Raw genomic sequence first — 23,979 nt, 5'->3', positions numbered from 1 at the left:
AGCGAGCCTGCTCGCGAAGAATTCACCTCGGTGTCACTGACTCAGCACTCAACCGCACTGACCGCCAATCCACCCCGCGATGTCTCCTTATATTTGTCATGCATGTCAGCGCCGGTATCACGCATGGTGCGGATCACCCGGTCCAGCGAGATAAAGTGCTGACCATCACCACGCAATGCCATCTGCGCCGCATTGATCGCCTTCACCGCGGCAATCGCATTGCGCTCGATGCACGGCACTTGCACCAGACCGCCAACCGGATCGCAGGTGAGGCCGAGGTTATGTTCCAGGCCAATTTCGGCCGCGTTGCACAACTGCTCCGGCGTAGCGCCAAGAATCTCCGCCAGCCCCGCCGCCGCCATTGCGCACGCCGAGCCGACTTCACCCTGACAGCCAACCTCAGCGCCCGAGATCGAAGCATTCTTTTTGCACAGAATCCCTACCGCCGCTGCACCGAGGAAGTAATCGACTACGTTGGCGTCAGTCACTGCTTCGCTGAACTTCATAAAGTAGTGCAACACCGCCGGAATGATCCCCGCTGCGCCATTGGTCGGCGCCGTGACCATGCGCCCGCCCGCCGCGTTTTCTTCATTAACCGCCAGGGCGAACAGGTTGACCCACTCCATGGCGCTCAGCGTCGAGCCGATGACATTGGGCTTGCCCAATTCCTGAAGACTGCGATGCAACTTCGCCGCGCGCCGCCGCACATTCAATCCGCCCGGCAGGATGCCTTCGTGCTTCAAACCCTGCTCGACGCAATCCTGCATCGCTCGCCACAGCTTCATCAGCCCGGCGCGAATTTCTTCTTCACTGCGCCAGACCTTTTCGTTGGCCATCATCAATTCAGCGACGCGCAGGTTGTTGTTCTTGCACAACTCCAACAGTTCGACCGCGCTGGAAAAGTCGTAAGGCAATTCAGTGCGATCCAGATCGACCACGCCGCTGGACGCCTGCGCTTGATCCACGACAAAGCCACCACCCACCGAATAGTAGGTGTCGCGATGCAACTCGCCGTGATCGCCCTCGGCAACAATCGTCATGGCATTGGGATGGAACGGCAGGTTCTCGTCGATCAGGCGCATGTCCCGCGCCCAGACAAACGGCACCGCCAGGCGACCATCCAGTAAAAGAGTGTGGGTTTCGCGTAGCGCCTGGATACGCGGACCGATTTGCGACGGGTCGATTGCGTCCGGCCATTCCCCCATCAAACCCATGATCACCGCGTTGTCGCTGCCGTGACCAATGCCCGTGGCGGACAGCGATCCGAACAATTGCACCTCTATACGACGCACCTGCTCCAACTGATGCTTGTCCCGTAGCGACTCGACGAACAACGCCGCGGCGCGCATGGGTCCGACGGTGTGGGAACTGGAAGGGCCGATGCCGATTTTGAACAGGTCGAAAACGCTGATAGCCATTGCTGCAGAGCTCCTGAGGATGCCGGTCCGGGGCGTGAAGCGCCCGCTGGCGGAGCTGCTACGCTCAAGCTGCGATCCGCCGGAATGCCCGCATCATCAGGCTTTTGTCGGAGCGCACGGCGTCTGACACCGACGCACTCATGTCCACCAGCGCCGCGCCGTTTTCGTCCCGGTTTTTCGCCGTTTTTGTGCGGTTCAGATGGCCATTCGGGGCTGAAAAAAGCTGTAAACGACGTCACTGACACTGGATGCGACCATCCCTGTACTGGATACGACCCCCCCTGTAGGCGTCAGATTTTCACTGGTACATGATCGTTATGACTCGATTGCAAGGCGCCGTGACAGAGCTGTCTCCAGAACGCCATCCAACCGCAACCTATAAGTGCGGTGGTCCACAGTCGGAACACTGCCAAAAAAAACACCAAGGAGTCCATCCATGAAAGGTTCCCCGTCGTTGTTGTTGGCCGCCATGCTGAGTCTGCCGTTACTGGCGCAAGCTGCAGAACCGGCGCAATGCAGTACCGTTAACTTCTCGGATGTCGGCTGGACCGACATCACCGCCACCACCGCCACCACCTCCGTTGTCCTCAACGCCCTCGGCTACAAGACCAAGACCACCATGATCTCCGTGCCCGTGACCTACAAGTCGCTGGCCGACGGCAAGAACATGGACGTGTTCCTCGGCAACTGGATGCCGACCATGGAAAACGACATCAAGGCCTACCGCGACGCCGGCACCGTGGAAACCGTGCGCACCAACCTCAAGGGCGCCAAGTACACCCTCGCCGTGCCGCAAGCCCTGTATGACAAAGGTCTGCATGACTTCGCCGACATCGCCAAATTCAAGAAAGAGCTCGACGGCAAGATCTACGGCATCGAGCCTGGCAACGACGGTAACCGTCTGATCCAGAGCATGATCGACAAGGACGCCTTCGGCCTGAAGACCGCCGGTTTCAAAGTCGTCGAATCGTCAGAAGCGGGCATGCTCTCGCAGGTTGATCGCGCGCAGAAACGCGACACCGCCGTGGTCTTCCTCGGCTGGGCGCCGCACCCGATGAACAAGCGCTTCAAGATTCAATACCTGACCGGTGGCGATGATTTCTTCGGCCCCGATTTCGGTGCGGCGACCGTGGCGACCAACACCCGCAAGGGTTACGCCACGGAATGCAGCAACGTCGGTCAGTTGCTGAAGAACCTGGAGTTCACCGTCGACATGGAAAGCGAACTGATGGGCAACATCCTCGACGACAAGATGAAGCCTGACGCGGCCGCCAAGGCCTGGCTGAAAAAGAATCCACAAGTGCTCGATACCTGGCTCACTGGCGTGACCACCATTGACGGTAAACCTGGCCTGGAGGCCGTGAAAGCCAAGCTTCAGTAATCGCTTATGCCGGACGGCTGCGGCCGTCCGGGCTGTTTATTTCCTTGCATGCGGACGTTCACTACCATGCTGATTGATCAGAAAATACCTTTAGGCCAGTACATCGCGGGCTTCGTTGAATGGTTGACGCAACACGGCGCCAACACCTTCGACGCAATCGCCGTGACCCTGGAAACGATGATCCACGGCGTGACGTTTGCGCTGACCTGGTTCAACCCACTGGTCTTGATTGGCCTGATTGCAATCATCGCCCATCTGATTCAACGCAAGTGGGGCCTGACCGCATTCGTGGTCGCCTCCTTCCTGCTGATCCTCAATCTGGGGTACTGGCAGGAAACCATGGAAACCCTCGCCCAGGTCATGTTCGCGACCCTGGTCTGCGTGGTCATCGGCGTACCGTTGGGCATCGTCGCCGCGCACAAACCGATGTTCTACACTGTCATGCGTCCGGTACTCGATCTGATGCAGACCGTACCGACCTTCGTTTACCTCATTCCTACCCTGACCCTCTTCGGGCTGGGTGTGGTCCCGGGCCTGATCTCCACGGTGGTGTTCGCCATCGCTGCGCCGATCCGCCTGACCTACCTGGGCATCCGCGATGTCCCGCAAGAACTGATGGACGCCGGCAAAGCCTTCGGCTGCTCGCGTCGCCAACTGCTCTCACGGATTGAACTGCCTCACGCCATGCCGAGCATCGCGGCCGGCATCACCCAGTGCATCATGCTGTCGTTGTCGATGGTGGTGATCGCCGCATTGGTAGGCGCCGACGGACTCGGCAAACCGGTGGTCAACGCACTGAACACTGCTGATATCGCCCTGGGCTTCGAAGCGGGCCTGGCGATCGTACTGCTGGCGATCATGCTCGACCGTATCTGCAAACAACCCGACGCCAAAGTAGGGGGTGACGCATGAGCATAATTCGCTTCGAAGACGTTGACGTAATCTTCTCCAAAGATCCGCGCGAGGCACTCAAGCTGCTGGATCAGGGCATGACCCGCAACGAGATCCTGAAAAAGACCGGACAGATTGTCGGCGTGGAAAAAGCCACGCTGGACATCAACAAAGGTGAAATCTGCGTGCTGATGGGCTTGTCCGGTTCCGGCAAGTCGAGCCTGCTGCGCTGCATCAACGGCCTCAATACCGTGAGCCGCGGCAAACTATTCGTCGAGCATGAAAACCGCCAGATCGACATCGCCTCCTGCACCCCGGCCGAGCTGAAAATGATGCGCACCAAACGCATCGCCATGGTGTTCCAGAAGTTCGCCCTGATGCCTTGGCTGACGGTGCGCGAGAACATCAGTTTCGGTCTGGAAATGCAGGGCCGTCCGGAGAAAGAACGCAAGAAACTCGTCGATGAAAAACTCGAACTGGTTGGCCTGACCCAATGGCGCAACAAGAAGCCTGACGAACTCTCCGGCGGCATGCAGCAGCGTGTCGGTCTGGCGCGGGCACTGGCGATGGACGCCGATATTCTGCTGATGGACGAACCGTTCTCGGCGCTCGACCCGCTGATCCGTCAGGGTCTGCAGGATGAACTGCTGGAACTGCAACGCAAGCTGAGCAAGACCATCGTGTTCGTGAGTCACGACCTCGACGAGGCGCTCAAATTGGGTAGCCGCATCGCGATCATGAAGGACGGCCGGATCATCCAGTACAGCGTGCCGGAAGAGATCGTGCTGAACCCTGCGGACGACTATGTGCGCACCTTCGTCGCGCACACCAATCCGCTCAACGTGCTTTGCGGTCGCAGCCTGATGCGCACACTGGACAAGTGCAAACGCATCAACGGTTCGGTGTGCCTCGATCCGGGCGGCGATTCGTGGCTGGACCTCGCGGAAGGCAACACCATCAAAGGCGCGCGGCAGAATGGTTCGGTGCTGAACCTGCAGAACTGGGCGCCGGGGCAAGCGGTTGAGGGACTGGAGCGCAAGCCGACGTTGGTGGATTCGAACATCGGTATGCGCGATGCGCTGCAGATTCGTTATCAGACCGGCAACAAGCTGGTGCTGCACGATGACAATCATGTGGTGGGGATCTTGGGCGACAGCGAGTTGTATCACGCGCTGCTAGGCAAGAACCTCGGTTAAGGAGGGATAAAAAAAGGGATCGCGGTGAGCGATCCCTGATCGTTCCCACGCTCTGCGTGGGAATGCAGCCCGGGACGCTCCGCGTCCCACAACAGCGGACGCAGAGCGTCCATTGAGACATTCCCACGCGGAGCATGGGAACGATCATGCAAAAGGGGCTCAATCGAGCCCCTTTTGTTTTAGCGGTTTAGCTGTACACCCGGCCAAGGAGCTGCCGATGGCTTTCAAACTGATCGAGCACATCGCGCGTGATCTGATCCTGCGTGAAGCCCATCAGATCGTAATCCTGGCTGCCGTTGTGCAGATACACTTCAGCGCGGTAGTAACGCTGACGCGCTTCATCGGACTGCGCCGATTCAGTCGGAGTCGCCAGATAGCCATCCAGGCTGACTTCGTAGACAAAAGGGTTGCCCTCTTCCATCTCGACGCGCACACCCATGCAACGTTTGGATTTACCCAACAGCGTCTGCACTTCCAGACCCTGCGCACGCATCTGCGCGGTGGCATCTTCCAGCGCCGGGCTGACCTGCTTGTCCATAAAGCGCTGCACCACCGATTGGCTCGGTTGCAGATCCAGTTGCGTCAGACGCTCGCTGAAACCACGACGACCGCGCTCCGCCAGTTGCGCCTGCTCCTGTTCGATCTGCACGTCCTGACGCATGGCCTTGTGCAGGCCGAACATGAAGAACACCAGCACCACCGAGAACGGCAGACCGGCCAACACGACCATGGTTTGCATGGCTTCGAAGTTACCGGCAAACAGCAGACCGATGGTCACCAGGGTGATCACCACCGACCAGAAGATCCGCAGCCAGTGCGGCGCATCTTCATCGACGTTGCCGCCCTTGCAGGACAGATTCGCCATCATCACCGCGCCGGAGTCGGCCGGGGTCAGGAACAGTACGAAACCGACAAAGATCGACACCCCGATGACGACTTTCGACGCCGGGTAGTGCTCAAGCAATTGATAGATCGCCATCGACGGCTGTTCCAGTGCCGTCTTGCCGAGTTCCACCGCGCCATGGTTCATCACCAGGTCCAGTGCCGAGTTACCGAAGATCGACAGCCAGGCCAAGGTGAAGCCCAGCGGAATCAGCAGCACGCCGGCGACCAGTTCACGCACGGTACGACCACGGGAAATACGCGCGATGAACATGCCTACGAATGGCGCCCAGGAAATCCACCACGCCCAGTAGAACAGGGTCCACAGGCCCATCCAGCGCTCGGACTTGGCGTTGTCGCCTTCGTACACATAAAGGTCGAAGGTTTTAAGCACGATGCCATTGAGGTAGTCACCGATGTTCTGCACGAAGCCGTTGAGCAGGTGCAAAGTCGGACCGAACAGCAATACGAAAATCAGCAGACCGCTGAACAGCACGATGTTCAGGTTGGACAGACGACGGATGCCGTTTTCCACGCCGGACACGGCAGCGATGGTCGCCACGGTGCTCATCACGATGATCACGATCAACAGGTTAGTGTTGCTGTGTTCCATGCCGAACAGGTTTTCCAGCCCCGACGACACTTGCAGCGAACCAATCCCCAGGTTGGTCACCAGACCCAGCAGGGTCACGAACATGCCGAAGCCGTCCACCGCGTGACCGGCAGCGCCTTTGACCCAACGCTCGCCGACCAGCGGATACAGCGCCGAACGCAGGGCCAGCGGCTGGTTATGACGGTAAGCAAAGTACGCCACGGCCAGACCGACCAGTGCGTAGATCGCCCAGCCGTGCAGGCCCCAATGCAAGAAAGTCAGCTGTACAGCCTGACGCGCGGCCAGGTTGCTGGCCGAGGTGCCTTCCGGCGGATTGAAGTAGTGATCCAGCGGCTCGGACGCGCCGAAGTACAGCAGCGAAATACCGATACCCGACGAGAACAGCATCCCCGCCCAGGCGCCGTAACTGAAATCCGGGGTGTCGTCCTTGCTGCCCAGTTTGAGTTTGCCGTACGAGGAAAACGCCAGGCCCACGACAAATACCAGGTAGGCGGCGATCACCACCATGTAGTACCAGCCGAAGCTGCGCGACAACCAGGCCTGAGCGATACCCAACAGTCTGCCGGCCTCTTGCGGGGCGATAATCAGAATGGCGGTCAACAACAGAATCAGCGCGGTAGAGGTGTAAAACACCCAACCGTTGACCGTCACCTTCTCGGGCGGGGTCTTTATAAGCGAGGCAGAACTCATGGCACAAATGCTCCAGGCAGTGCGAGAGAAGAACACAAGGCAACACGGAACCCGACCAATCGGTTAGTTGGCAGCCGACCGGCGGGTGATATAAAGACACCCCGAAAAATGCCCGAACCTGCCGAAATGGCGCTGCGAATCGCTTTCGTGGCCGAAGGTGGACGGACGTTCATCCGAAACCTGGCCCTGAGCGTCTTGCCCTTTCAACACGTCCATCGAATCGCGAACCGCGCCATGCCCCACGCAGGTTTCGAGCTTTTTCGGATGTCGGTTTTATCGCCACTTACACGTAGGAAAAATCTGTAGGCAGCGACGATTTGTCGCAGATCTTATTCTTTGTTGATTGAACGTTCAATCAAAACAAAATAGACTGGCCGTCAATCCGATAGGCGTGATTCGCCGCTCGGAAGGCCTAAGGAGATGTGCAAGATGCCCAAGGTCGGTATGCAACCCATCCGCCGCCAACAACTGATCGAAGCCACTTTGCAGGCGGTCGATCAGGTCGGAATGGGGGACGCCAGCATTGCGCTGATCGCCCGTTTGGCCGGTGTCTCGAATGGCATCATCAGTCATTACTTTCAGGACAAGAACGGCCTGATTGCCGCCACGATGCGGTATCTGATGACAGCCCTCAGCGAGAGCGTCACCGCGCGCCGTCAGGCGCTGGCAGATGACAGCCCACGGGCGCATCTGCAGGTGATCATCGAAGGCAACTTCGACGCCAGCCAGGTCAATGGCCCGGCAATGAAAACCTGGCTGGCCTTCTGGGCCACCAGCATGCACCAGCCGTCTTTGCACAGGTTGCAGCGGATCAACGATCACCGTCTGTATTCCAACCTGTGCTGCCAGTTCCGCCGTGTGCTGTCGCTCGAAGATGCGCGCAGCGCAGCACGTGGCCTGGCAGCGTTGATTGACGGCTTGTGGTTGCGCGGCGCTTTGTCGGGAGACGCTTTCGACACGGCGCAGGCGCAACAGATCGCTTACGAATACATGGATTTCCAATTGGCCAAGAAGGTGAGCTAGAGCACACAGAAAACGCTCGGCCCCTGAACGCCACCGCAGCCTCACCGCGGTGGTCAACGCCAACCACCAATGCACTTGCGAGGACACTATGGCCCGTTTCGAACTGCAAAAACTTTACATCGATGGCGCGTACTCCGACGCCGGCAGCGATGCCACCTTCGAAGCCATCAACCCGGCTAACGGTGAAGTCCTCGCACTGGTGCAACGTGCGACCAAGGAAGACGTCGAGCGCGCCGTGGTCAGCGCTGAAAAGGGCCAGAAAATCTGGGCCGCGATGACCGCCATGGAGCGTTCGCGCATCCTGCGTCGCGCCGTCGACATCCTGCGCGAGCGCAACGATGAACTGGCTGCTCTGGAAACCCTGGACACCGGCAAATCCTTCTCCGAAACCAAGTACGTCGACATCATTACCGGCGCCGACGTGCTGGAATACTACGCAGGCCTGGTGCCAGCCATCGAAGGCGAGCAGATCCCGCTGCGTGACACTTCTTTCGTCTACACCCGTCGCGAGCCACTGGGCGTGGTCGCCGGTATCGGCGCGTGGAACTACCCGATCCAGATCGCGCTGTGGAAATCCGCACCAGCCCTGGCGGCCGGTAACGCAATGATCTTCAAGCCAAGCGAAGTGACCTCGCTGACCACCCTGAAACTGGCCGAGATCTACACCGAAGCCGGCGTTCCAAACGGTGTGTTCAACGTCCTGACCGGCAGCGGCCGTGAAGTCGGCACCTGGCTGACCGAGCACCCGCGCATCGAAAAAATCTCCTTCACCGGCGGCACCGACACTGGCAAGAAGGTGATGGCCAGCGCTTCGGCTTCGTCGCTGAAAGACGTGACCATGGAACTGGGCGGCAAATCCCCGCTGATCATCTGCGACGACGCCGACCTCGATCGCGCTGCCGATACCGCGATGATGGCCAACTTCTACAGCTCCGGTCAGGTCTGCACCAACGGCACTCGCGTGTTCGTTCCGGCGCACCTGAAAGCCGCTTTCGAAGCCAAGATCGTTGAGCGCGTTGCACGCATCCGCGTTGGCAACCCGGAAGACGAAAACACTAACTTCGGCCCACTGGTCAGCTTCGCGCACATGGAAAGCGTGCTGGGCTACATCGCCAAAGGTAAAGAACAAGGCGCCCGCGTACTGTGCGGCGGCGACCGTCTGACCGATGGCGAATTCGCCAAAGGCGCGTTCGTGGCGCCGACCGTGTTCACCGACTGCACCGACGACATGACCATCGTTCGTGAAGAAATCTTTGGCCCGGTGATGGCGATCCTCTCTTACGAAACCGAAGAAGAAGTGATCCGCCGCGCCAACGACACCGACTTCGGCCTGGCCGCCGGTATCGTCACCAAAGACCTGAACCGCGCACACCGCGTGATTCATCAACTGGAAGCCGGTATCTGCTGGATCAACGCCTGGGGCGAGTCCGACGCGAAAATGCCGGTTGGCGGTTACAAGCAGTCGGGTGTTGGCCGTGAAAACGGCATCAGCTCGCTGAACAACTTCACCCGCATCAAATCGGTACAGGTCGAGCTGGGCGATTACGTCTCGGTGTTCTAAGACCCGAGTCTTGTATTGCTCGCGAGGCCGTCTTCGCGAGCAGGCTCGCTCCCACAGGTTTGGTGTCGTGCACCAAATCTGTGGCATCCCCAATCCCCTGTGGGAGCCAGCCTGCTGGCGATTGAGTGCAAAGCACTCACCCGGCCTGACCTGACCACTATCAAAGAGGGTGCATTCAATGTCCCAAGAATTCGATTACATCATCATCGGTGCCGGCTCGGCCGGTAACACCCTGGCGACCCGTCTGACTGAAGACGAAGGCGTCACCGTTCTGCTGCTCGAAGCAGGCGGCCCGGACTACCGTTTCGACTTCCGCACGCAAATGCCGGCTGCACTGGCATTCCCGCTGCAAGGTCGTCGCTACAACTGGGCGTACGAAACCGATCCAGAGCCACACATGGACGGTCGTCGGATGGAATGCGGTCGCGGCAAAGGCCTTGGCGGTTCTTCGCTGATCAACGGCATGTGCTACATCCGCGGCAACGCGATGGACTACGACGGCTGGGCAAAATTGCCTGGTCTGGAAAACTGGTCGTACCTCGACTGCCTGCCGTACTTCCGCAAAGCGGAAACCCGCGACATCGGCCCGAACGATTACCACGGTGGCGAAGGCCCGGTCAGCGTGACCACGCCGAAGGCTGGCAACAACCCGCTGTTCCACGCCATGGTTGAAGCTGGCGTACAAGCCGGTTACCCGCGCACCGAAGACTTGAACGGTTATCAACAGGAAGGCTTCGGCCCGATGGACCGCACCGTGACGCCGAACGGCCGTCGTGCTTCCACCGCCCGTGGCTACCTCGACACCGCTAAAAAGCGTTCGACCCTGACCATCGTCACCCACGCCCTGACCGACAAGATTCTGTTCGAAGGCAAGCGTGCGGTTGGCGTGCGTTATCTGGTCGGCGACGCCGAAGAGCGCGTTGAAGCCAAAGCCCGCAAAGAAGTCCTGCTGTGCTCCGGCGCCATCGCTTCGCCGCAGATTCTGCAGCGCTCCGGTGTCGGCCCTGCCGAACTGCTGAAGTCGCTCGACATTCCGGTGGTTCACGACCTGCCGGGCGTCGGTGAAAACCTGCAGGATCACCTTGAGCTGTACCTGCAATACGCGTGCACTCAGCCAGTTTCGCTGTACCCGTCGCTGCTCTGGTACAACCAGCCAGCCATCGGTGCCGAGTGGCTGTTCAACGGCACCGGCATCGGCGCCAGCAACCAGTTCGAAGCCGGCGGTTTCATCCGTTCGCGTCCGGAATTCGAATGGCCGAACATTCAGTACCACTTCCTGCCGGTAGCGATTAACTACAACGGCAGCAACGGTGTGAAAGAGCACGGTTTCCAGGCGCACATGGGTTCCATGCGCTCGCCAAGCCGTGGTCGCATCCAGGCCAAGTCGAAAGACCCGCGCCAGCACCCGAGCATCCTGTTCAACTACATGGCTACCGAGCAGGACTGGCAGGAATTCCGTGACGGCATCCGCCTGACCCGCGAAATCATGCAGCAGCCGGCACTCGACGCCTTCCGTGGCCGTGAAATCAGCCCGGGCATTGAAGTGCAAACCGATGAGCAGCTGGACAAGTTCATCCGCGAGCACGCCGAAACCGCGTTCCACCCGTCCTGCTCGTGCAAGATGGGCACCGACGAGATGGCCGTAGTGGATGGCGAAGGTCGCGTGCACGGCATGCAAAGCCTGCGTGTGGTCGATGCCTCGATCATGCCGATCATCACCACCGGCAACCTCAACGCGCCAACGATCATGATCGCCGAGAAAATCGCCGACAAGATCCGTGGTCGCAAACCACTGCCGCGCAGCAATGCTGCTTACTACGTGGCGGGCGATGCGCCGGTGAAGGGCAAGCCGATGCGTGATATCACCCCGGCTGCTCAGTAAGACGTAATACCGAGGCGCGGCCTTCGCGAGCAGGCTCGCTCCCACATTGGTTTTTGGTAGCTCACAAACTTTGTGTCCACTGAAAATCTACTGTGGGAGCGAGCCTGCTCGCGAAGGGGCCCTCACATTCAGCACAAATTCCCCTGCTACACAGTAAATCCCCCTACACCCCCTCTTCACTTGATCCTACCCCCACGCAGGCCTACTCTAGACCTCGCGCAACCGTTTCACCCCCTCCCCGCCGCTGCTCTACCGCTTCCCCCTGACAAGGAGGTTCCCGAATGTTCGATTTCCACCCCCAGCTCAAGCAGCGCTTCGCTGCCTTGCGCACGGGCGCTGAGTTTTTTTCCCTGCGATACGTACGCGAATCCGGTCAGTACCTGTCGGTGCGTAAAAACGTCGCCGAACCGCCGAGCCTGAGCCGTGACGAAGGGGCGATGCTTACCGTGCGCGTCAATGGCGTTGAGGCCTACGCGGCAACCAACGACCTCTCGCAACAAGGTCTGCAAGCCGCCCTCGAACGCGCCGAGCAGCAAGCCCGTCGGCTCAAGCCGCACGCCTTGCTCGACCTGCGCGATCAGCCAGTTTCCAGCGATCGCGCTGATTATTTTTCGCCCAATCTCGAACAACCCTTCCCGTCCCTGAGCGAATGCTTTGAGCTGCTCGGCGCGGAATCCGCCTCGGTGCCAAAGGATGAGCGCCTGGTGAACTGGCAGGTGAGCATTGGCATTACCCACGTCGAGCAGATCTACCTGAGCAGCGCCGGGGCTGAATTGCGCCAGGCCCAGCGCTTCGTCTACCCGGGCCTCGACGTCACCGCTTACGACGGTAACGACAGCCAGACCCGCAGCCTCGGCCGCGAGAACTTCGGCCAACAGGGCGGCGCGGACGTGATCAGTCGTTGCGGCTTGATCGGCGCCGGTCCGCAGGTTGCCGATCAGGCCCTGCAACTGCTACTCGCGCCGAACACCCCGCAAGGCCCGCGCGACCTGCTGTTGATGCCCGATCAAATGATGCTGCAGATCCACGAATCCATCGGCCACCCGTTGGAACTCGACCGCATCCTCGGCGACGAGCGCAATTACGCCGGCACCAGTTTCGTCAAGGCCAGCGACTTCGGCAGCCTGCAATACGGCTCGAAACTGCTCAACGTGACGTTCGATCCGGGCATTCCCGAAGAACTGGCCAGCTACGGTCATGACGACGACGGCAGCAAGGCCAGCAAACAATTTCTGATCCGCGATGGTTTATTGCTGCGTCCGCTGGGCGGGGCGCTGTCGCAGTTCCGCGCCGGTCTCGATGGCGTTGCCAACAGCCGCGCTTGCGGCTGGAACCGGCCGCCGATCGATCGCATGGCCAACCTCAATATCGAACCGGGCGATCAGCCGCTGAACAAGCTGATCGAAGGCATCGAGCACGGCATTCTGATGAGCACCAACCGTTCTTGGTCGATCGACGATGCGCGCAACAAATTCCAGTTCGGCTGTGAATGGGGCCAGTTGATCGAAAACGGTGAACTCAAAGGCGTAGTGAAAAACCCGAACTATCGGGCAATTTCCGCGCACTTCTGGAAAAGCCTGCGCGCCGTCGGCGACGCCAACACCGTCAAGGTGCTGGGCACGCCGAACTGCGGCAAGGGCGAGCCGAACCAGGTGATCCGCGTCGGCCACGCTTCGCCGGCCTGCGTATTCAGCAACGTTGATGTGTTTGGGGGAGACGCCTGATGAGCATTTCGAAGAGTCAGTCCGACGCCTTCAAGGTCATGGTCGAGTGGCTGCGCGACAGCGTGCGCGAGCCGGAACAGTTCACCCTCAGCTTTGCCGCCGAATCGTCGGCGTTCGTGCGTTTCAATCACGCCAAGGTGCGGCAGGCCGGGCAAGTGCAGCAGGCCAATATCGTCCTGAAGCTGATCAACGATGGTCGCCACGCCGATCTGCAGGTCACTTTGTCCGGTGATCAGGAAGGCGATCTGCGACGCCTCGCCGAAGGTCTGCAACAACTGCGCGAAACCCTGCCGTTGCTGCCGCAGGATCCGTACCTGTTGCTCAACCACAACGGCTGGCAGAGCCAGAACGTGCAGGAACATCCGCTGCCGGACACGGAACAGGTGGTCGATGAAATCTGTGCTGCCGCTGAAGGTCTGGACTTGGTTGGCTTCTATGCCGCCGGCCCGATCAGCCGGGGTTTCGCCAGTTCAGCGGGGGCGTTTGGCTGGCATCAGGCCAACAGCTTCAACTTCGATTTCAGCCTGTTCCACGACAACGGTGAAGCGGTGAAAGCCAGCTACGCCGGGCATGACTGGAGCAGCGAAGGCTTCGCCAAGCGCTTCGGCCAGGCACGCGAGCAACTGGAGTTTCTCGGCCGACCGCTGCGCACTTTGGCGCCGGGGCAGTACCGCGCCTATCTGGCACCGGCGGCGCTGGAAGAAATCATGGGCATGCTGAGCTGGGGCGGTTTCTCGGCGCAGTCAATTGCCAGCAAAAGCAGCCCGTTACAGAAGCTGTATGTAGGCGATCAGGCGTTCAGTCCGCTGGTATCGCTGGATGAGAAAGTCAGTGAATCGTTGAGCCCGGCGTTTTCCGGCGAAGGTTATCCGCGCAGTGATTTGCGTTTGATCGTCGAAGGCAAAGCGGGCGATCAACTGGTCGGCTCACGCAGTGCCGCTGAATACGGTCTGGCCGCCAACGGCGCCGGTGGCGGTGAAATGCCAAGTGCTTTGAACATGGCGGCAGGTGATCTGTCGCAAGCAGAGATCCTCAAGCAGTTGGGCACCGGGCTGTACATCAGCAACCTGTGGTACCTGAACTACTCGGATCAACCGGCCGCACGCATGACCGGCATGACCCGTTTCGCGACCTTCTGGGTCGAGAACGGCGAGATTCAGGCGCCGGTCAGCACCATGCGCTTTGACGACAGCGCTTACAGTCTGCTCGGTTCGCAGTTGGAAGCGTTGACCGTCGAGCGTGAGTTGCTGCTGTCGGCGAGTACGTACAGCCAGCGCAATACCTCGTCGGCATTGCTGCCGGGGGCGTTGGTCAGCCGACTCACGCTGACTCTGTAAACGCAAAACCTGTGGGAGCGAGCCTGCTCGCGAAAGCGGTAGATCAATCGACATCAATGTTGAATGAAATGGCCTCTTCGCGAGCAGGCTCGCTCCCACACTGACCGCGCTCGACAATGGATATGCATTAACCCCAACGACAAGAGGTTCCATGCCCAACCGCCCGCCTCTCGACGCCATCACCGCCCGCTGGTTGCCGTGGGTCGTCGCCATCGCTTTCTTCATGCAGTCCCTCGACGGGACCATCCTCAACACCGCCCTGCCGGCCATGGCTCGCGATCTGGCCGAAGACCCGTTGCGCATGCAAGGCGTGATCATCGCCTACATGCTCACCGTGGCCTTGTTGATTCCGGCTTCGGGCTGGATCGCCGACCGTTTCGGCACCAAGAAAATCTTCTTCGGCGCGATTCTGCTGTTCAGTTTCGGTTCACTGCTCTGCGCGCTGTCGAGCAGCCTGAGCATGCTGATTGGCGCACGGGTGATTCAAGGCCTGGGCGGTGCGCTGATGCTGCCGGTCGGACGACTAGTGGTGCTGCGCGCTTACCCACGATCCGAGCTGGTGCGGATCATGGGTTTCATCACCATTCCCGGCCTGCTCGGCCCGTTGATCGGCCCGACCATGGGCGGCTGGATGGTCGAATACCTGACGTGGCACTGGATCTTCCTGATCAACCTGCCGGTCGGCGTGATCGGCTGCTACGCGGTGTGGAAATTCATTCCCGACCTGCGCGGCACCGAGCGTACGCGTTTCGATAGCCTCGGTTTTCTGCTGTTCGGCGCGGCGATGATCCTGATCACCATCGCCATGGAAGGCCTCGGCGAACTGCACCTGCCGCACCTGCGGGTGATGTTGCTGCTGTTCGGCGGCATGGCTTGTCTGGCGGCGTACTGGTTGCGCGCCGGGCACATCGAAAACCCACTGTTCGCGCCTTCGCTGTTCAAAACCCGTACCTTTGCCGTCGGTATTCTCGGCAACCTCTTCGCGCGTTTGGGCAGTGGTGCCCTGCCGTTTCTGGTGCCGCTGCTGCTGCAAGTGGCGCTGGGTTATTCGCCGTCGCAAGCGGGGATGAGCATGCTGCCGCTGGCCGCGGCGGCGATGATCGCCAAGTGGGTCGCGCGGCCGCTGATCGAACGCTTCGGCTATCGAATCGTGTTGACCGGCAACACATTGGCACTGGGAATCATGCTGGCGAGCATGGGCCTGGTCAGCGAGCAGACGCCGTACTGGCTGCTGCTATGCCTGCTGGCAGTGCTGGGCGCGATCAACTCGCTGCAATTCACCGCGATGAACACCGTGACCCTGATTGATCTCGACGATGCCAGCGCCAGCAGTGGCAACAGTTTGCTCTCGGTGGTGGCGCAGTTGTCGTTGAGTCTTGGCGTTGCCTGCGCTGGTGCATTGCTCGGCGGGTTTACCGCAGAGATCGGTAACGATGGCGTGGAAACCGTACTCGGTGCCTTCCAGCTGACCTTCGTCACCGTCGGCATCATGGCGATGCTCGCCGCGACGATCTTCTCGCAACTGTCGAAACAAGACGGCCGCCGCGCCAAGCGTCCGGAAGAACACATCGAACATTAACCACTGTTCGTCCAGAACTTTCGAAGAAAGTGGCACGGGGCTGCTACACTGCGCGACATTTTGTTTTGCAGGCCAGTCCCGTGACCACCATCGCCACCGCTTTTAATACTCTGCCGCTGTCCGCCGCCATGCTGGCTAACCTCGAATCCCTCGGTTATGCCCAGATGACGCCGATCCAGGCGCAGAGCTTGCCGGTGATCCTCAAGGGGATGGACCTGATCGCCCAGGCCAAGACTGGCAGCGGCAAAACCGCCGCGTTCGGCATCGGCCTGCTCAACCCGATCAACCCGCGCTATTTCGGTTGCCAGGCACTGGTGATCTGCCCGACGCGTGAGCTGGCCGACCAGGTCGCCAAGGAAATCCGTCGTCTGGCCCGTGCCGAAGACAACATCAAGGTCCTGACCCTGTGCGGCGGCGTGTCGTTTGGCCCGCAGATCGCTTCGCTGGAGCACGGCGCGCACATCATCGTCGGCACCCCGGGCCGCATCCAGCAGCACCTGCGCAAGGGTTCGCTGGTCCTCGATGGCCTGAACACGCTGATCCTCGACGAAGCCGACCGCATGCTCGACATGGGTTTCTACGACGCCATCGAAGACATCATCATCAAAACCCCGGAGCGCCGTCAGACCCTGCTGTTCTCCGCGACGTACCCGGTGGGCATCAAGCAACTGGCGTCGAAATTCATGCGTGATCCGCAAACGGTGAAAGCCGAAGCCTTCCACGATGACACGCAGATCGAGCAGCGTTTCTACGAGATTTCCCCGGAAGACCGCATGAGCGCAGTGACCAAAGTCCTGCACCACTTCCGCCCGGCTTCCTGCGTGGCGTTCTGCTTCACCAAGCAGCAGGTGCAGGAAACCGTCGATCACCTGACCGCCAAAGGCATTTCCGCCGTCGGCCTGCACGGCGATCTGGAACAGCGTGACCGCGATCAGGTACTGGCGATGTTCGCCAACCGCAGTACCTCGGTACTGGTCGCCACCGACGTTGCCGCCCGCGGTCTGGACATCGATGCGCTGGACATGGTGATCAACGTCGAACTGGCCCGCGATTCGGAAATCCACATTCACCGCGTTGGCCGTACCGGTCGTGCTGGCGAGAAAGGCATCGCGATCAGCCTGGTTGCTCCGGGCGAAGCGCACCGCGCGCAAGCCATCGAGCAGCTGCAGAAGTCGCCGTTGAACTGGGATCAGGTCGATAACCTCAAGTCCCAAGGCCTCGCCCCGCTGCAGCCGCCGATGACCACGCTGTGCATCGGTGCGGGCCGTAAAGACAAGGTTCGCCCGGGCGACATCCTGGGTGCATTGACTGGCGATGCCGGCATTCCCGGTGCACAGGTTGGCAAGATCGCCATCTTCGATTTCCAGGCTTATGTAGCCGTTGACCGCACCGTGGCCATGCAGGCCTTGCAGCGTTTGAACGACGGCAAGATCAAGGGCCGTTCGCTGCGCGTCCGCATCCTCTAAGGACTGCGTACATCCCCTGTGGGAGCGAGCCTGCTCGCGAAGGCAATCTGTCAGCCAACATCAATGTTGAATGGCATACCGCTTTCGCGAGCAGGCTCGCTCCCACATTAGGTTCCGGTGATTTTGAAATTTGTGTGAGGACACCGTTTTGCGCTCTACCGAAGTCGTGATCATTGGCGCTGGCGCCGCTGGGTTGATGTGTGCACTGACCGCCGCCGGGCGTGGGCGTCAGGTGTTGCTGCTCGACCATGCGAACAAGGCCGGCAAGAAAATCCTGATGTCGGGCGGTGGCCGCTGCAATTTCACCAACATGTACACCGAGCCGAGCAATTTCCTTTCGCAGAACTCGCACTTCTGCAAATCCGCGCTGGCGCGTTACACCCAGTGGGATTTCATCGGCATGGTCAGCAAGCACGCCGTGCCGTATCACGAGAAGAAACTCGGCCAGTTGTTTTGCGATAACAAATCCAGCGACATTCTTGAAATGCTCCTGACCGAGTGCGATCAGGTCGGCGTCGAACTGCACCTCGACACGTCGATTCAAACGATTGAGAAAGTCGAGAGCGGTTACCTGCTCGACACCACCCTCGGCCAAGTTCAGTGCCAGTCGCTGGTGATCGCCACGGGCGGCTTGTCGATCCCGACGCTGGGCGCCACCGGGTTCGGTTATCAGGTCGCCAAACAGTTCGGCCATGAGCTGCTGCCGACCCGCGCCGGGCTGGTGCCGTTCACCATCACCGATCAGCTCAAGGAGCTCTGCACCGAGTTGTCCGGGACGTCAGTAGATTGTCTGGTCAACTGCAACGATCAGAGATTTCGCGAGAACATCCTCTTCACTCACCGTGGCCTCAGCGGCCCGGCGATTTTGCAGATTTCTTCGTTCTGGGAATCCGGCGACACGGTGGAAATCAATCTGCTGCCGGATCACGACGCGGCGAGCTGGCTGCAACAGCAAGTGGCCGAGCGTCCGAACAGTGAATTGAAAACTCTGCTCGGTGAGATCTTCACCAAGAAGATGGCCAATCTGCTGGCGGACAACTGGTTCGTGTCCAAGCCGATGAAGCAGTACACCCATGCTGAACTGGCGGAAATCGCCGACAAGCTCGGCAGCTGGAAAGTCGTACCGGCGGGGACTGAGGGTTATCGCACGGCCGAGGTAACGCTCGGTGGCGTTGATACCCGCGAAGTGTCGTCCAAGACCATGGAATCGCTGAAAAGCCCGGGTCTGTATTTCATCGGTGAAGTGCTCGACGTCACCGGCCACCTGGGCGGCTTCAACTTCCAGTGGGCCTGGGCCTCCGGCTACGCTGCCGCGCAGTACGTCTGACTCAGAGCCAAATACAAAACCCTGTAGGAGTGAGCCTGCTCGCGATAGCGGCCTGTCAGCCAATAAATTCGGTGACAGACACACCGCTATCGCGAGCAGGCTCACTCCTACAGTTGTTATGTGTGATGCAGTAAGGAACACTTTTTGCTGTCAGATGTGATCGGCGCCATTGCGTCGGCGTCATTACTGGCTCAATTTAGCGGCATCGCCTCGGAAGGCCTTCGCACTTCATGTCCTCGACCTCGTTTCGTCAGTCTTTGCGGCGCCTGTGGGCGCTGGATAAATTCAGCTACAGCGTGCGGGTGTTCATCGCCCTGACCGGCAGCATGGCGCTGTGTTGGTATCAGGATGAAATGGGCCTGCTGATCCCGTTGTTCCTCGGCATCATCGCCAGCGCCCTGGCCGAGACCGACGACAGTTGGCAGGGCCGCCTCAACGCCCTCGCCGTGACGCTGGTGTGTTTCAGCATCGCCGCGCTCTCGGTGGAATTGCTCTTCCCCTACCCGATCGTGTTTGCCATTGCCTTGGCGCTGGCCAGTTTCGGTCTGACCATGCTCGGGGCGCTCGGCGAGCGTTATGGCGCGATTGCTTCGGCGACGTTGATTCTGTCGGTGTACACGATGATCGGCGTTGATCAGCGCGGCGGCGCGGTCACCGACTTCTGGCACGAGCCGATGCTACTGGTGGCCGGCGCCGCTTGGTACGGCTTGCTCTCGGTGGTGTGGCAGGCGCTGTTTTCCAACCAGCCGGTGCAGCAGAGTCTGGCGCGGTTGTTCCGCGAACTGGGTTTTTACCTGAAGTTGAAATCGGCGCTGTTCGAGCCGATCCGGCAAATGGACGTCGAAGCCCGGCGGCTGGAACTGGCCCAGCAAAACGGCCGCGTGGTGGCGGCGCTGAACAGTGCCAAGGAAATCATCCTGCACCGCGTCGGCAACGGCCGCCCCGGCTCGAAAGTCAGCCGCTACCTGAAGCTGTATTTCCTCGCGCAAGACATCCACGAACGCGCCAGTTCTTCGCACTATCCGTACAACGCGCTGGCCGAAGCATTCTTCCACAGCGACGTGCTGTTCCGCTGCCAACGCCTGTTGCGCCAGCAGGGCAAGGCTTGCCGCGCGCTAGCCGAATCGATTCAGATGCGCCAGCCGTTCATCTACGACGCCAGTTTCGCCGAAGCCCTGAGCGACCTCGACGCCTCCCTCGAACATCTGCGCATCCAGAGCAACCCGGCCTGGCGCGGGCTGCTGCGTTCGCTGCGTGCCCTGGCAGCGAACCTTGGCACCCTCGACCGCTTGCTCAGCGACGCCAGCAACCCCGACGCCTTGGCCGATGCGACCGACAGCAGCCTGCTCGACCGCTCGCCACGCAACCTCAAGGACGTCTGGATTCGCCTGCGCACGCAACTGACGCCAACGTCGTTGCTGTTCCGTCATGCCCTGCGCCTGCCCTTGGCGCTGAGTATCGGCTACGGCATGGTGCATTTGATTCACCCGTCGCAGGGTTACTGGATCATCCTCACCACGCTGTTCGTCTGCCAGCCGAACTATGGCGCGACGCGGCGCAAACTCGGGCAGCGGATCTTCGGCACCGCCATCGGCCTGACCGTGGCGTGGGCGCTGTTCGATCTGTTCCCGAGTCCGTTGGTGCAGTCCTGTTTCGCCATCGCTGCCGGCGTGGTGTTCTTTACCAACCGCACCACCCGCTACACCCTGGCGACGGCGGCGATCACCATCATGGTGCTGTTCTGCTTCAACCAGGTCGGCGACGGTTACGGGCTGTTCCTGCCACGGTTGTTCGATACCTTGCTCGGCAGCCTGATTGCCGGCCTGACGGTGTTCCTGTTCCTGCCGGACTGGCAGGGCCGACGCCTCAACAAAGTGCTGGCCAACACCCTGACCTGCAACAGCATCTACCTGCGCCAGATCATGCAGCAATACGCCGCCGGCAAGAGTGACGACCTCGCTTATCGGCTGGCCCGACGCAATGCGCACAACGCCGATGCCGCGCTGTCGACGACACTGGCAAACATGCTTATGGAGCCGGGGCATTTCCGCAAGGAAGCGGATGTCGGCTTCCGCTTTCTGGTGCTGTCACACACGTTGTTGAGTTATCTGTCAGGGCTGGGCGCGCATCGCGAGACGCAGTTGCCGGCGGACGTGCGCGAGCATTTGATTGATGGCGCCGGGGTGAAACTGGCGACGAGCATTGATGAAATCGCCCAAGGGCTGGCGAACAAGCAGCCGGTGGCGATTCAGAGTGACGAAGAAGAAGCGCTGGCCAATGAGCTGGAGCAGATGCCTGATGAGATTGATGAGGGGCAGCGGTTGGTGCAAACGCAATTGGCGTTGATTTGCCGGCAGTTGGGGCCGTTGCGGACGTTGGCGGCACACCTGATCAAGGACAGCTCAGAAATCAGCGGCGGCTGACAGGGCGTCATCGCGAGCAGGCTCACTCCTACAGGGGAACGCATTTCAAATTGTAGGCCTTCGCCTGCTCGCGATAGGGACATCAGCCACACAGAGGATTCTGGATCAGCCTTCACATCCCATGCTGGCGAAGCAACTTGTCATAACTCCCATCCGCCTTCATCGCCGCAATCGCCTTATCAAACCCGGCAACAATCTGCTCATGCTGCGGATTTTTCAGGCTAACCAATATATGCAGGCTGTTCTCACTCAACGGCTTAGGCAAAAACTCCACCGAATTGCGCACCTTGGCGGATTCCCGCGCCAGGTAATACTTCGCCACATACTCATCTTCCAGCGTCAGCTTGACCCGATCCGCCGCGAGCATGCGCACGGCCATGGCAAAATTATGCACAGGGACTTTCTGCAACGCCGTGTCGGCATCGAACGGCGCCGAATAGGCGTAACCGCGCACCACAGCGATCGGATAGGTGTGCAACTGCTGCAGATTGGAATACTCGAGTGGTGTGTCTTTGCGCTTGAGAAAGCGGATGCGGTTGAGCAGGTATTCACCGGAAAACTGGCCGAGCCTGGTCCGCTCGTCGTTGTACCAGGCGTTGACCAACACATCGTAGCGGCCCTCGCCAACACCAAGCAGCGCCCGCGCCCACGGCACCTGTTCGTAACCGCTGGCATAGCCGGCCCGGGCCAGCGCGGTGCTGACGATGTCGGTGGCCAGTCCGCCGTTGACCAGCGTGTCGTCGGTAAAGGGTGGCCAGATATCAAACACCAGCCGCAGCCTCTCCGCTGCAGCGGTCTGGGCCAGCAAGAGCAATCCGGCCAAAGCAAAGGCTCGATGCAAACGCGGCATGCTTGAAAATCCTTAGCGGGCGAGTTGCCCAGCATGTTTTCAGTCAAAACCCCAAGGCCCCTTACCGGCAAAACCCAGGCCCTAACATTAGCTCATTGCAGCCAGTGCACAGGGCTCTCCAGCAGATTACACAAAGTCACCGCGGCTGCGAGAAAGGAATGATGGCATTTTGACCTTTGTCACAGACTCTTACGCCATACAGACATCTTTGCCGCAGGCGCTTAGTATCCGGTGACACGTTCAAGGAATCGGCAAATGACAATCGAATGGGTCTGCAAACATCACAGTGATCTGGGCAAGGAGCAGCTGTACGCGCTGTTGAAGCTGCGCTCGGACGTGTTCGTGGTTGAACAGAAATGCGCTTATCCGGACCTCGACGGTCAGGATCTGGAAGGCGATACCTATCACCTGATGGGTTGGGAAGATGATCAGTTGATGGCGTATCTGCGCCTGCTGGATCCGGAATCCCAGGGTGGCGACGTGGTGATCGGCCGGGTGATTACCGCACCGCAAGGGCGCGGCAAAGGGCTGGGGCACGAAATGATGGAGCAGGCTTTGAAACAGGCGGAGAAGCATTGGCCGCAGGTGCCGATCTATCTGTCGGCGCAGGCGCATTTGCAGGGGTACTACGGCAAGTACGGGTTTGTTGTGGCGGGTGAAGAGTATCTGGAGGATGACATTCCACACATTGGGATGCGTCGTGCCTGAACAGCCCCTCACCCTAGCCCTCTCCCGGAGGTAGAGGGGACTGACCGAGTTGTCGTGCGTCAGACATCGACCTGCAAAACCGAGTCGATTATGGATTCACAGCAACACTTTCAGGTCGGCGTACCTCTCCAATATCCCCCAATCGGCCCCCTCTCCCTCCGGGAGAGGGCTGGGGTGAGGGCATTTAGGGATACTCAAGCACAGCCTTGATCTGCCGCAAATTACGCTCGATCCACCCGCGATCAATCGCTCCCCACTCACGAATCCGATAGCGCCCGGCATGATTGCGCGCGCCCTCTTCCTGCTCGAATTCACAAACGATATCCAGATCCGCCAACGCGGCAATCGTGTCCTGCGCCGTGCGCCGGGGCATGCCGGTCACTTCGGTCAGCGTCGGCACACTCGGCGCCAGACCGCTGTCGATCAGGTACGCCACATACAAGCGGCGGTAGAAACTGCTTTTGGTCTTGCTGACGTCCATCCCCACCTTCCTGGTTGCGTACTGTTAAGCCTGCAGATCCCGCCATGTCAGATACACGCGCAGATCAAACTCGACCTGGTGATACCCCGGCAGCATGTGCTCACACAATTTATAGAACGCCTTGTTGTGATCCGATTCCTTGAAGTGCGCCAGTTCATGCACGACGATCATTTTCAGAAAGTCCGGCGCGGCGTCCTTGAACAACGAGGCGATACGAATCTCTTTCTTGGCCTTGAGCTTGCCGCCCTGCACCCGTGAAACCGTGGTGTGCAGGCCCAACGCGCGGTGGGTCAGGTCGAGGCGGTTGTCGAACAGCACCTTGTCGATGGCCGGGGCGTTGCGCAGGTATTCCTGCTTCAGGTCCAGCGCGTAGCTGTACAAAGCCTTGTCGCTCTGCACGTCGTGTCGCCCCGAATAACGCTGATTCAGGTATTCACCCAGACGCCCTTCGGCAATCAGTTGGCGCACCTGGTCCTGCAATTGCGCGGGATAAGCCTGGAGGTACTTCAACACAGTCATGGACGGGCGACACGGTTCGAAAAAGGTC

At 60.0% G+C, this 23,979-nt stretch carries 18 protein-coding genes; 13 read left to right on the top strand and 5 right to left on the bottom strand.

The annotated features are described in order from the left end of the window. Positions 1 to 41: 41 nt before the first annotated feature. Positions 42 to 1,418 carry an L-serine ammonia-lyase gene (locus ACOYXJ_RS11795; protein WP_038363128.1) on the bottom strand — a complete coding sequence of 459 codons (1,377 nt, stop codon included), beginning with the start codon at positions 1,416 to 1,418 and terminating at the stop codon, positions 42 to 44. A 436-nt stretch (positions 1,419 to 1,854) separates the two neighbouring features. Between ACOYXJ_RS11795 and ACOYXJ_RS11790 the strand changes: the two genes are divergently transcribed. The 3 genes from ACOYXJ_RS11790 to choV all read left to right on the top strand — a co-directional run bounded on the left by ACOYXJ_RS11790 (position 1,855) and on the right by choV (position 4,886). Further along, on the top strand, positions 1,855 to 2,799 hold the full coding sequence (locus tag ACOYXJ_RS11790) for a choline ABC transporter substrate-binding protein (RefSeq protein WP_102900069.1): 945 nt from the start codon (positions 1,855 to 1,857) through the stop codon (positions 2,797 to 2,799). 66 nt (positions 2,800 to 2,865) lie between these two features. After that, positions 2,866 to 3,711, top strand: coding sequence for a choline ABC transporter permease subunit (gene choW, locus ACOYXJ_RS11785; protein ID WP_095121426.1), 846 nt, complete (start codon positions 2,866 to 2,868; stop codon positions 3,709 to 3,711). Further along, complete coding sequence (choV, locus tag ACOYXJ_RS11780; RefSeq protein WP_034153601.1) at positions 3,708 to 4,886, top strand: choline ABC transporter ATP-binding protein; 1,179 nt, start codon at positions 3,708 to 3,710, stop codon at positions 4,884 to 4,886. Before choW ends, choV begins: the two co-directional genes overlap by 4 nt. A 187-nt stretch (positions 4,887 to 5,073) precedes the next feature. On the opposite strand, the gene ACOYXJ_RS11775 is transcribed toward choV, so the two are convergent. Next, positions 5,074 to 7,014 (bottom strand): BCCT family transporter, encoded by a 1,941-nt coding sequence (locus tag ACOYXJ_RS11775; RefSeq protein ID WP_460380910.1) that lies wholly within the window; start codon positions 7,012 to 7,014, stop codon positions 5,074 to 5,076. Positions 7,015 to 7,500: 486 nt separating this feature from the next. On the opposite strand from ACOYXJ_RS11775, the gene betI reads away from it, so the two are divergent. The 9 genes from betI to yccS all read left to right on the top strand — a co-directional run bounded on the left by betI (position 7,501) and on the right by yccS (position 21,393). Next, a complete protein-coding gene (gene betI / locus ACOYXJ_RS11770; protein ID WP_007918292.1) occupies positions 7,501 to 8,094 on the top strand; it encodes a transcriptional regulator BetI in 594 nt (197 codons plus the stop codon). Between the two features lie 88 nt (positions 8,095 to 8,182). Then, positions 8,183 to 9,655, top strand: a complete 1,473-nt coding sequence (betB, locus tag ACOYXJ_RS11765; protein ID WP_460369577.1) for a betaine-aldehyde dehydrogenase — start codon at positions 8,183 to 8,185, stop codon at positions 9,653 to 9,655. A 178-nt stretch (positions 9,656 to 9,833) separates the two neighbouring features. After that, positions 9,834 to 11,537: a choline dehydrogenase gene (gene betA, locus ACOYXJ_RS11760; protein ID WP_460369575.1), complete on the top strand. Its 1,704-nt coding sequence runs from the start codon at positions 9,834 to 9,836 to the stop codon at positions 11,535 to 11,537. 281 nt (positions 11,538 to 11,818) lie between these two features. Next, on the top strand, positions 11,819 to 13,261 hold the full coding sequence (locus ACOYXJ_RS11755; RefSeq protein WP_150693771.1) for a TldD/PmbA family protein: 1,443 nt from the start codon (positions 11,819 to 11,821) through the stop codon (positions 13,259 to 13,261). Then, positions 13,261 to 14,598 (top strand): TldD/PmbA family protein, encoded by a 1,338-nt coding sequence (locus tag ACOYXJ_RS11750; RefSeq protein ID WP_150793259.1) that lies wholly within the window; start codon positions 13,261 to 13,263, stop codon positions 14,596 to 14,598. Before ACOYXJ_RS11755 ends, ACOYXJ_RS11750 begins: the two co-directional genes overlap by 1 nt. 151 nt (positions 14,599 to 14,749) lie before the next feature. Beyond that, a complete protein-coding gene (gene mdtD / locus ACOYXJ_RS11745) occupies positions 14,750 to 16,177 on the top strand; it encodes a multidrug transporter subunit MdtD (protein WP_460369571.1) in 1,428 nt (475 codons plus the stop codon). Positions 16,178 to 16,305: 128 nt separating this feature from the next. Continuing rightward, positions 16,306 to 17,643 (top strand): ATP-dependent RNA helicase DbpA, encoded by a 1,338-nt coding sequence (dbpA, locus tag ACOYXJ_RS11740; RefSeq protein WP_238704423.1) that lies wholly within the window; start codon positions 16,306 to 16,308, stop codon positions 17,641 to 17,643. A gap of 148 nt (positions 17,644 to 17,791) precedes the next feature. After that, positions 17,792 to 18,970, top strand: coding sequence for a BaiN/RdsA family NAD(P)/FAD-dependent oxidoreductase (locus ACOYXJ_RS11735; protein ID WP_460369569.1), 1,179 nt, complete (start codon positions 17,792 to 17,794; stop codon positions 18,968 to 18,970). Positions 18,971 to 19,200: 230 nt separating this feature from the next. Next, positions 19,201 to 21,393, top strand: coding sequence for a YccS family putative transporter (yccS, locus tag ACOYXJ_RS11730; protein ID WP_460369567.1), 2,193 nt, complete (start codon positions 19,201 to 19,203; stop codon positions 21,391 to 21,393). A 112-nt stretch (positions 21,394 to 21,505) separates the two neighbouring features. Here the strand turns inward: yccS and ACOYXJ_RS11725 are convergent, their stop codons facing one another. Next, positions 21,506 to 22,243: a substrate-binding periplasmic protein gene (locus ACOYXJ_RS11725; protein ID WP_460369565.1), complete on the bottom strand. Its 738-nt coding sequence runs from the start codon at positions 22,241 to 22,243 to the stop codon at positions 21,506 to 21,508. A gap of 255 nt (positions 22,244 to 22,498) precedes the next feature. On the opposite strand from ACOYXJ_RS11725, the gene ACOYXJ_RS11720 reads away from it, so the two are divergent. Then, the gene (locus ACOYXJ_RS11720; RefSeq protein WP_038358715.1) at positions 22,499 to 22,951 is read left to right on the top strand and encodes a GNAT family N-acetyltransferase; all 453 of its coding nucleotides are present in this window, start codon (positions 22,499 to 22,501) and stop codon (positions 22,949 to 22,951) included. Positions 22,952 to 23,135: 184 nt separating this feature from the next. On the opposite strand, the gene ACOYXJ_RS11715 is transcribed toward ACOYXJ_RS11720, so the two are convergent. Together ACOYXJ_RS11715 and ACOYXJ_RS11710 are read right to left on the bottom strand one after the other, a co-directional pair. Further along, on the bottom strand, positions 23,136 to 23,432 hold the full coding sequence (locus ACOYXJ_RS11715) for a winged helix-turn-helix domain-containing protein (RefSeq protein WP_007913779.1): 297 nt from the start codon (positions 23,430 to 23,432) through the stop codon (positions 23,136 to 23,138). 24 nt (positions 23,433 to 23,456) lie between these two features. Then, positions 23,457 to 23,951, bottom strand: coding sequence for a M48 metallopeptidase family protein (locus tag ACOYXJ_RS11710; protein ID WP_095121442.1), 495 nt, complete (start codon positions 23,949 to 23,951; stop codon positions 23,457 to 23,459). Between the last annotated feature and the right edge of the window lie 28 nt (positions 23,952 to 23,979).

This window comes from Pseudomonas sp. Tul2A7, assembly GCF_054790505.1.
The sequence above is the reverse complement of the archived record's forward strand: the minus strand, read 5'-3'. Positions and strand labels throughout refer to the sequence as shown.

Coding starts and splice junctions, on each gene's coding strand:
- choW (WP_095121426.1), top strand. CDS start 2,866: ATGCTGATTGATCAGAAAATACCTTTAGGCCAGTACATCGCGGGCTTC.
- betB (WP_460369577.1), top strand. CDS start 8,183: ATGGCCCGTTTCGAACTGCAAAAACTTTACATCGATGGCGCGTACTCC.
- mdtD (WP_460369571.1), top strand. CDS start 14,750: ATGCCCAACCGCCCGCCTCTCGACGCCATCACCGCCCGCTGGTTGCCG.
- ACOYXJ_RS11795 (WP_038363128.1), bottom strand. CDS start 1,418: ATGGCTATCAGCGTTTTCGACCTGTTCAAAATCGGCATCGGCCCTTCC.
- ACOYXJ_RS11710 (WP_095121442.1), bottom strand. CDS start 23,951: ATGACTGTGTTGAAGTACCTCCAGGCTTATCCCGCGCAATTGCAGGAC.
- dbpA (WP_238704423.1), top strand. CDS start 16,306: ATGCTGGCTAACCTCGAATCCCTCGGTTATGCCCAGATGACGCCGATC.
- ACOYXJ_RS11790 (WP_102900069.1), top strand. CDS start 1,855: ATGAAAGGTTCCCCGTCGTTGTTGTTGGCCGCCATGCTGAGTCTGCCG.
- ACOYXJ_RS11715 (WP_007913779.1), bottom strand. CDS start 23,432: ATGGACGTCAGCAAGACCAAAAGCAGTTTCTACCGCCGCTTGTATGTG.
- ACOYXJ_RS11750 (WP_150793259.1), top strand. CDS start 13,261: ATGAGCATTTCGAAGAGTCAGTCCGACGCCTTCAAGGTCATGGTCGAG.
- betI (WP_007918292.1), top strand. CDS start 7,501: ATGCCCAAGGTCGGTATGCAACCCATCCGCCGCCAACAACTGATCGAA.
- betA (WP_460369575.1), top strand. CDS start 9,834: ATGTCCCAAGAATTCGATTACATCATCATCGGTGCCGGCTCGGCCGGT.
- choV (WP_034153601.1), top strand. CDS start 3,708: ATGAGCATAATTCGCTTCGAAGACGTTGACGTAATCTTCTCCAAAGAT.
- yccS (WP_460369567.1), top strand. CDS start 19,201: ATGTCCTCGACCTCGTTTCGTCAGTCTTTGCGGCGCCTGTGGGCGCTG.
- ACOYXJ_RS11725 (WP_460369565.1), bottom strand. CDS start 22,243: ATGCCGCGTTTGCATCGAGCCTTTGCTTTGGCCGGATTGCTCTTGCTG.
- ACOYXJ_RS11755 (WP_150693771.1), top strand. CDS start 11,819: ATGTTCGATTTCCACCCCCAGCTCAAGCAGCGCTTCGCTGCCTTGCGC.
- ACOYXJ_RS11720 (WP_038358715.1), top strand. CDS start 22,499: ATGACAATCGAATGGGTCTGCAAACATCACAGTGATCTGGGCAAGGAG.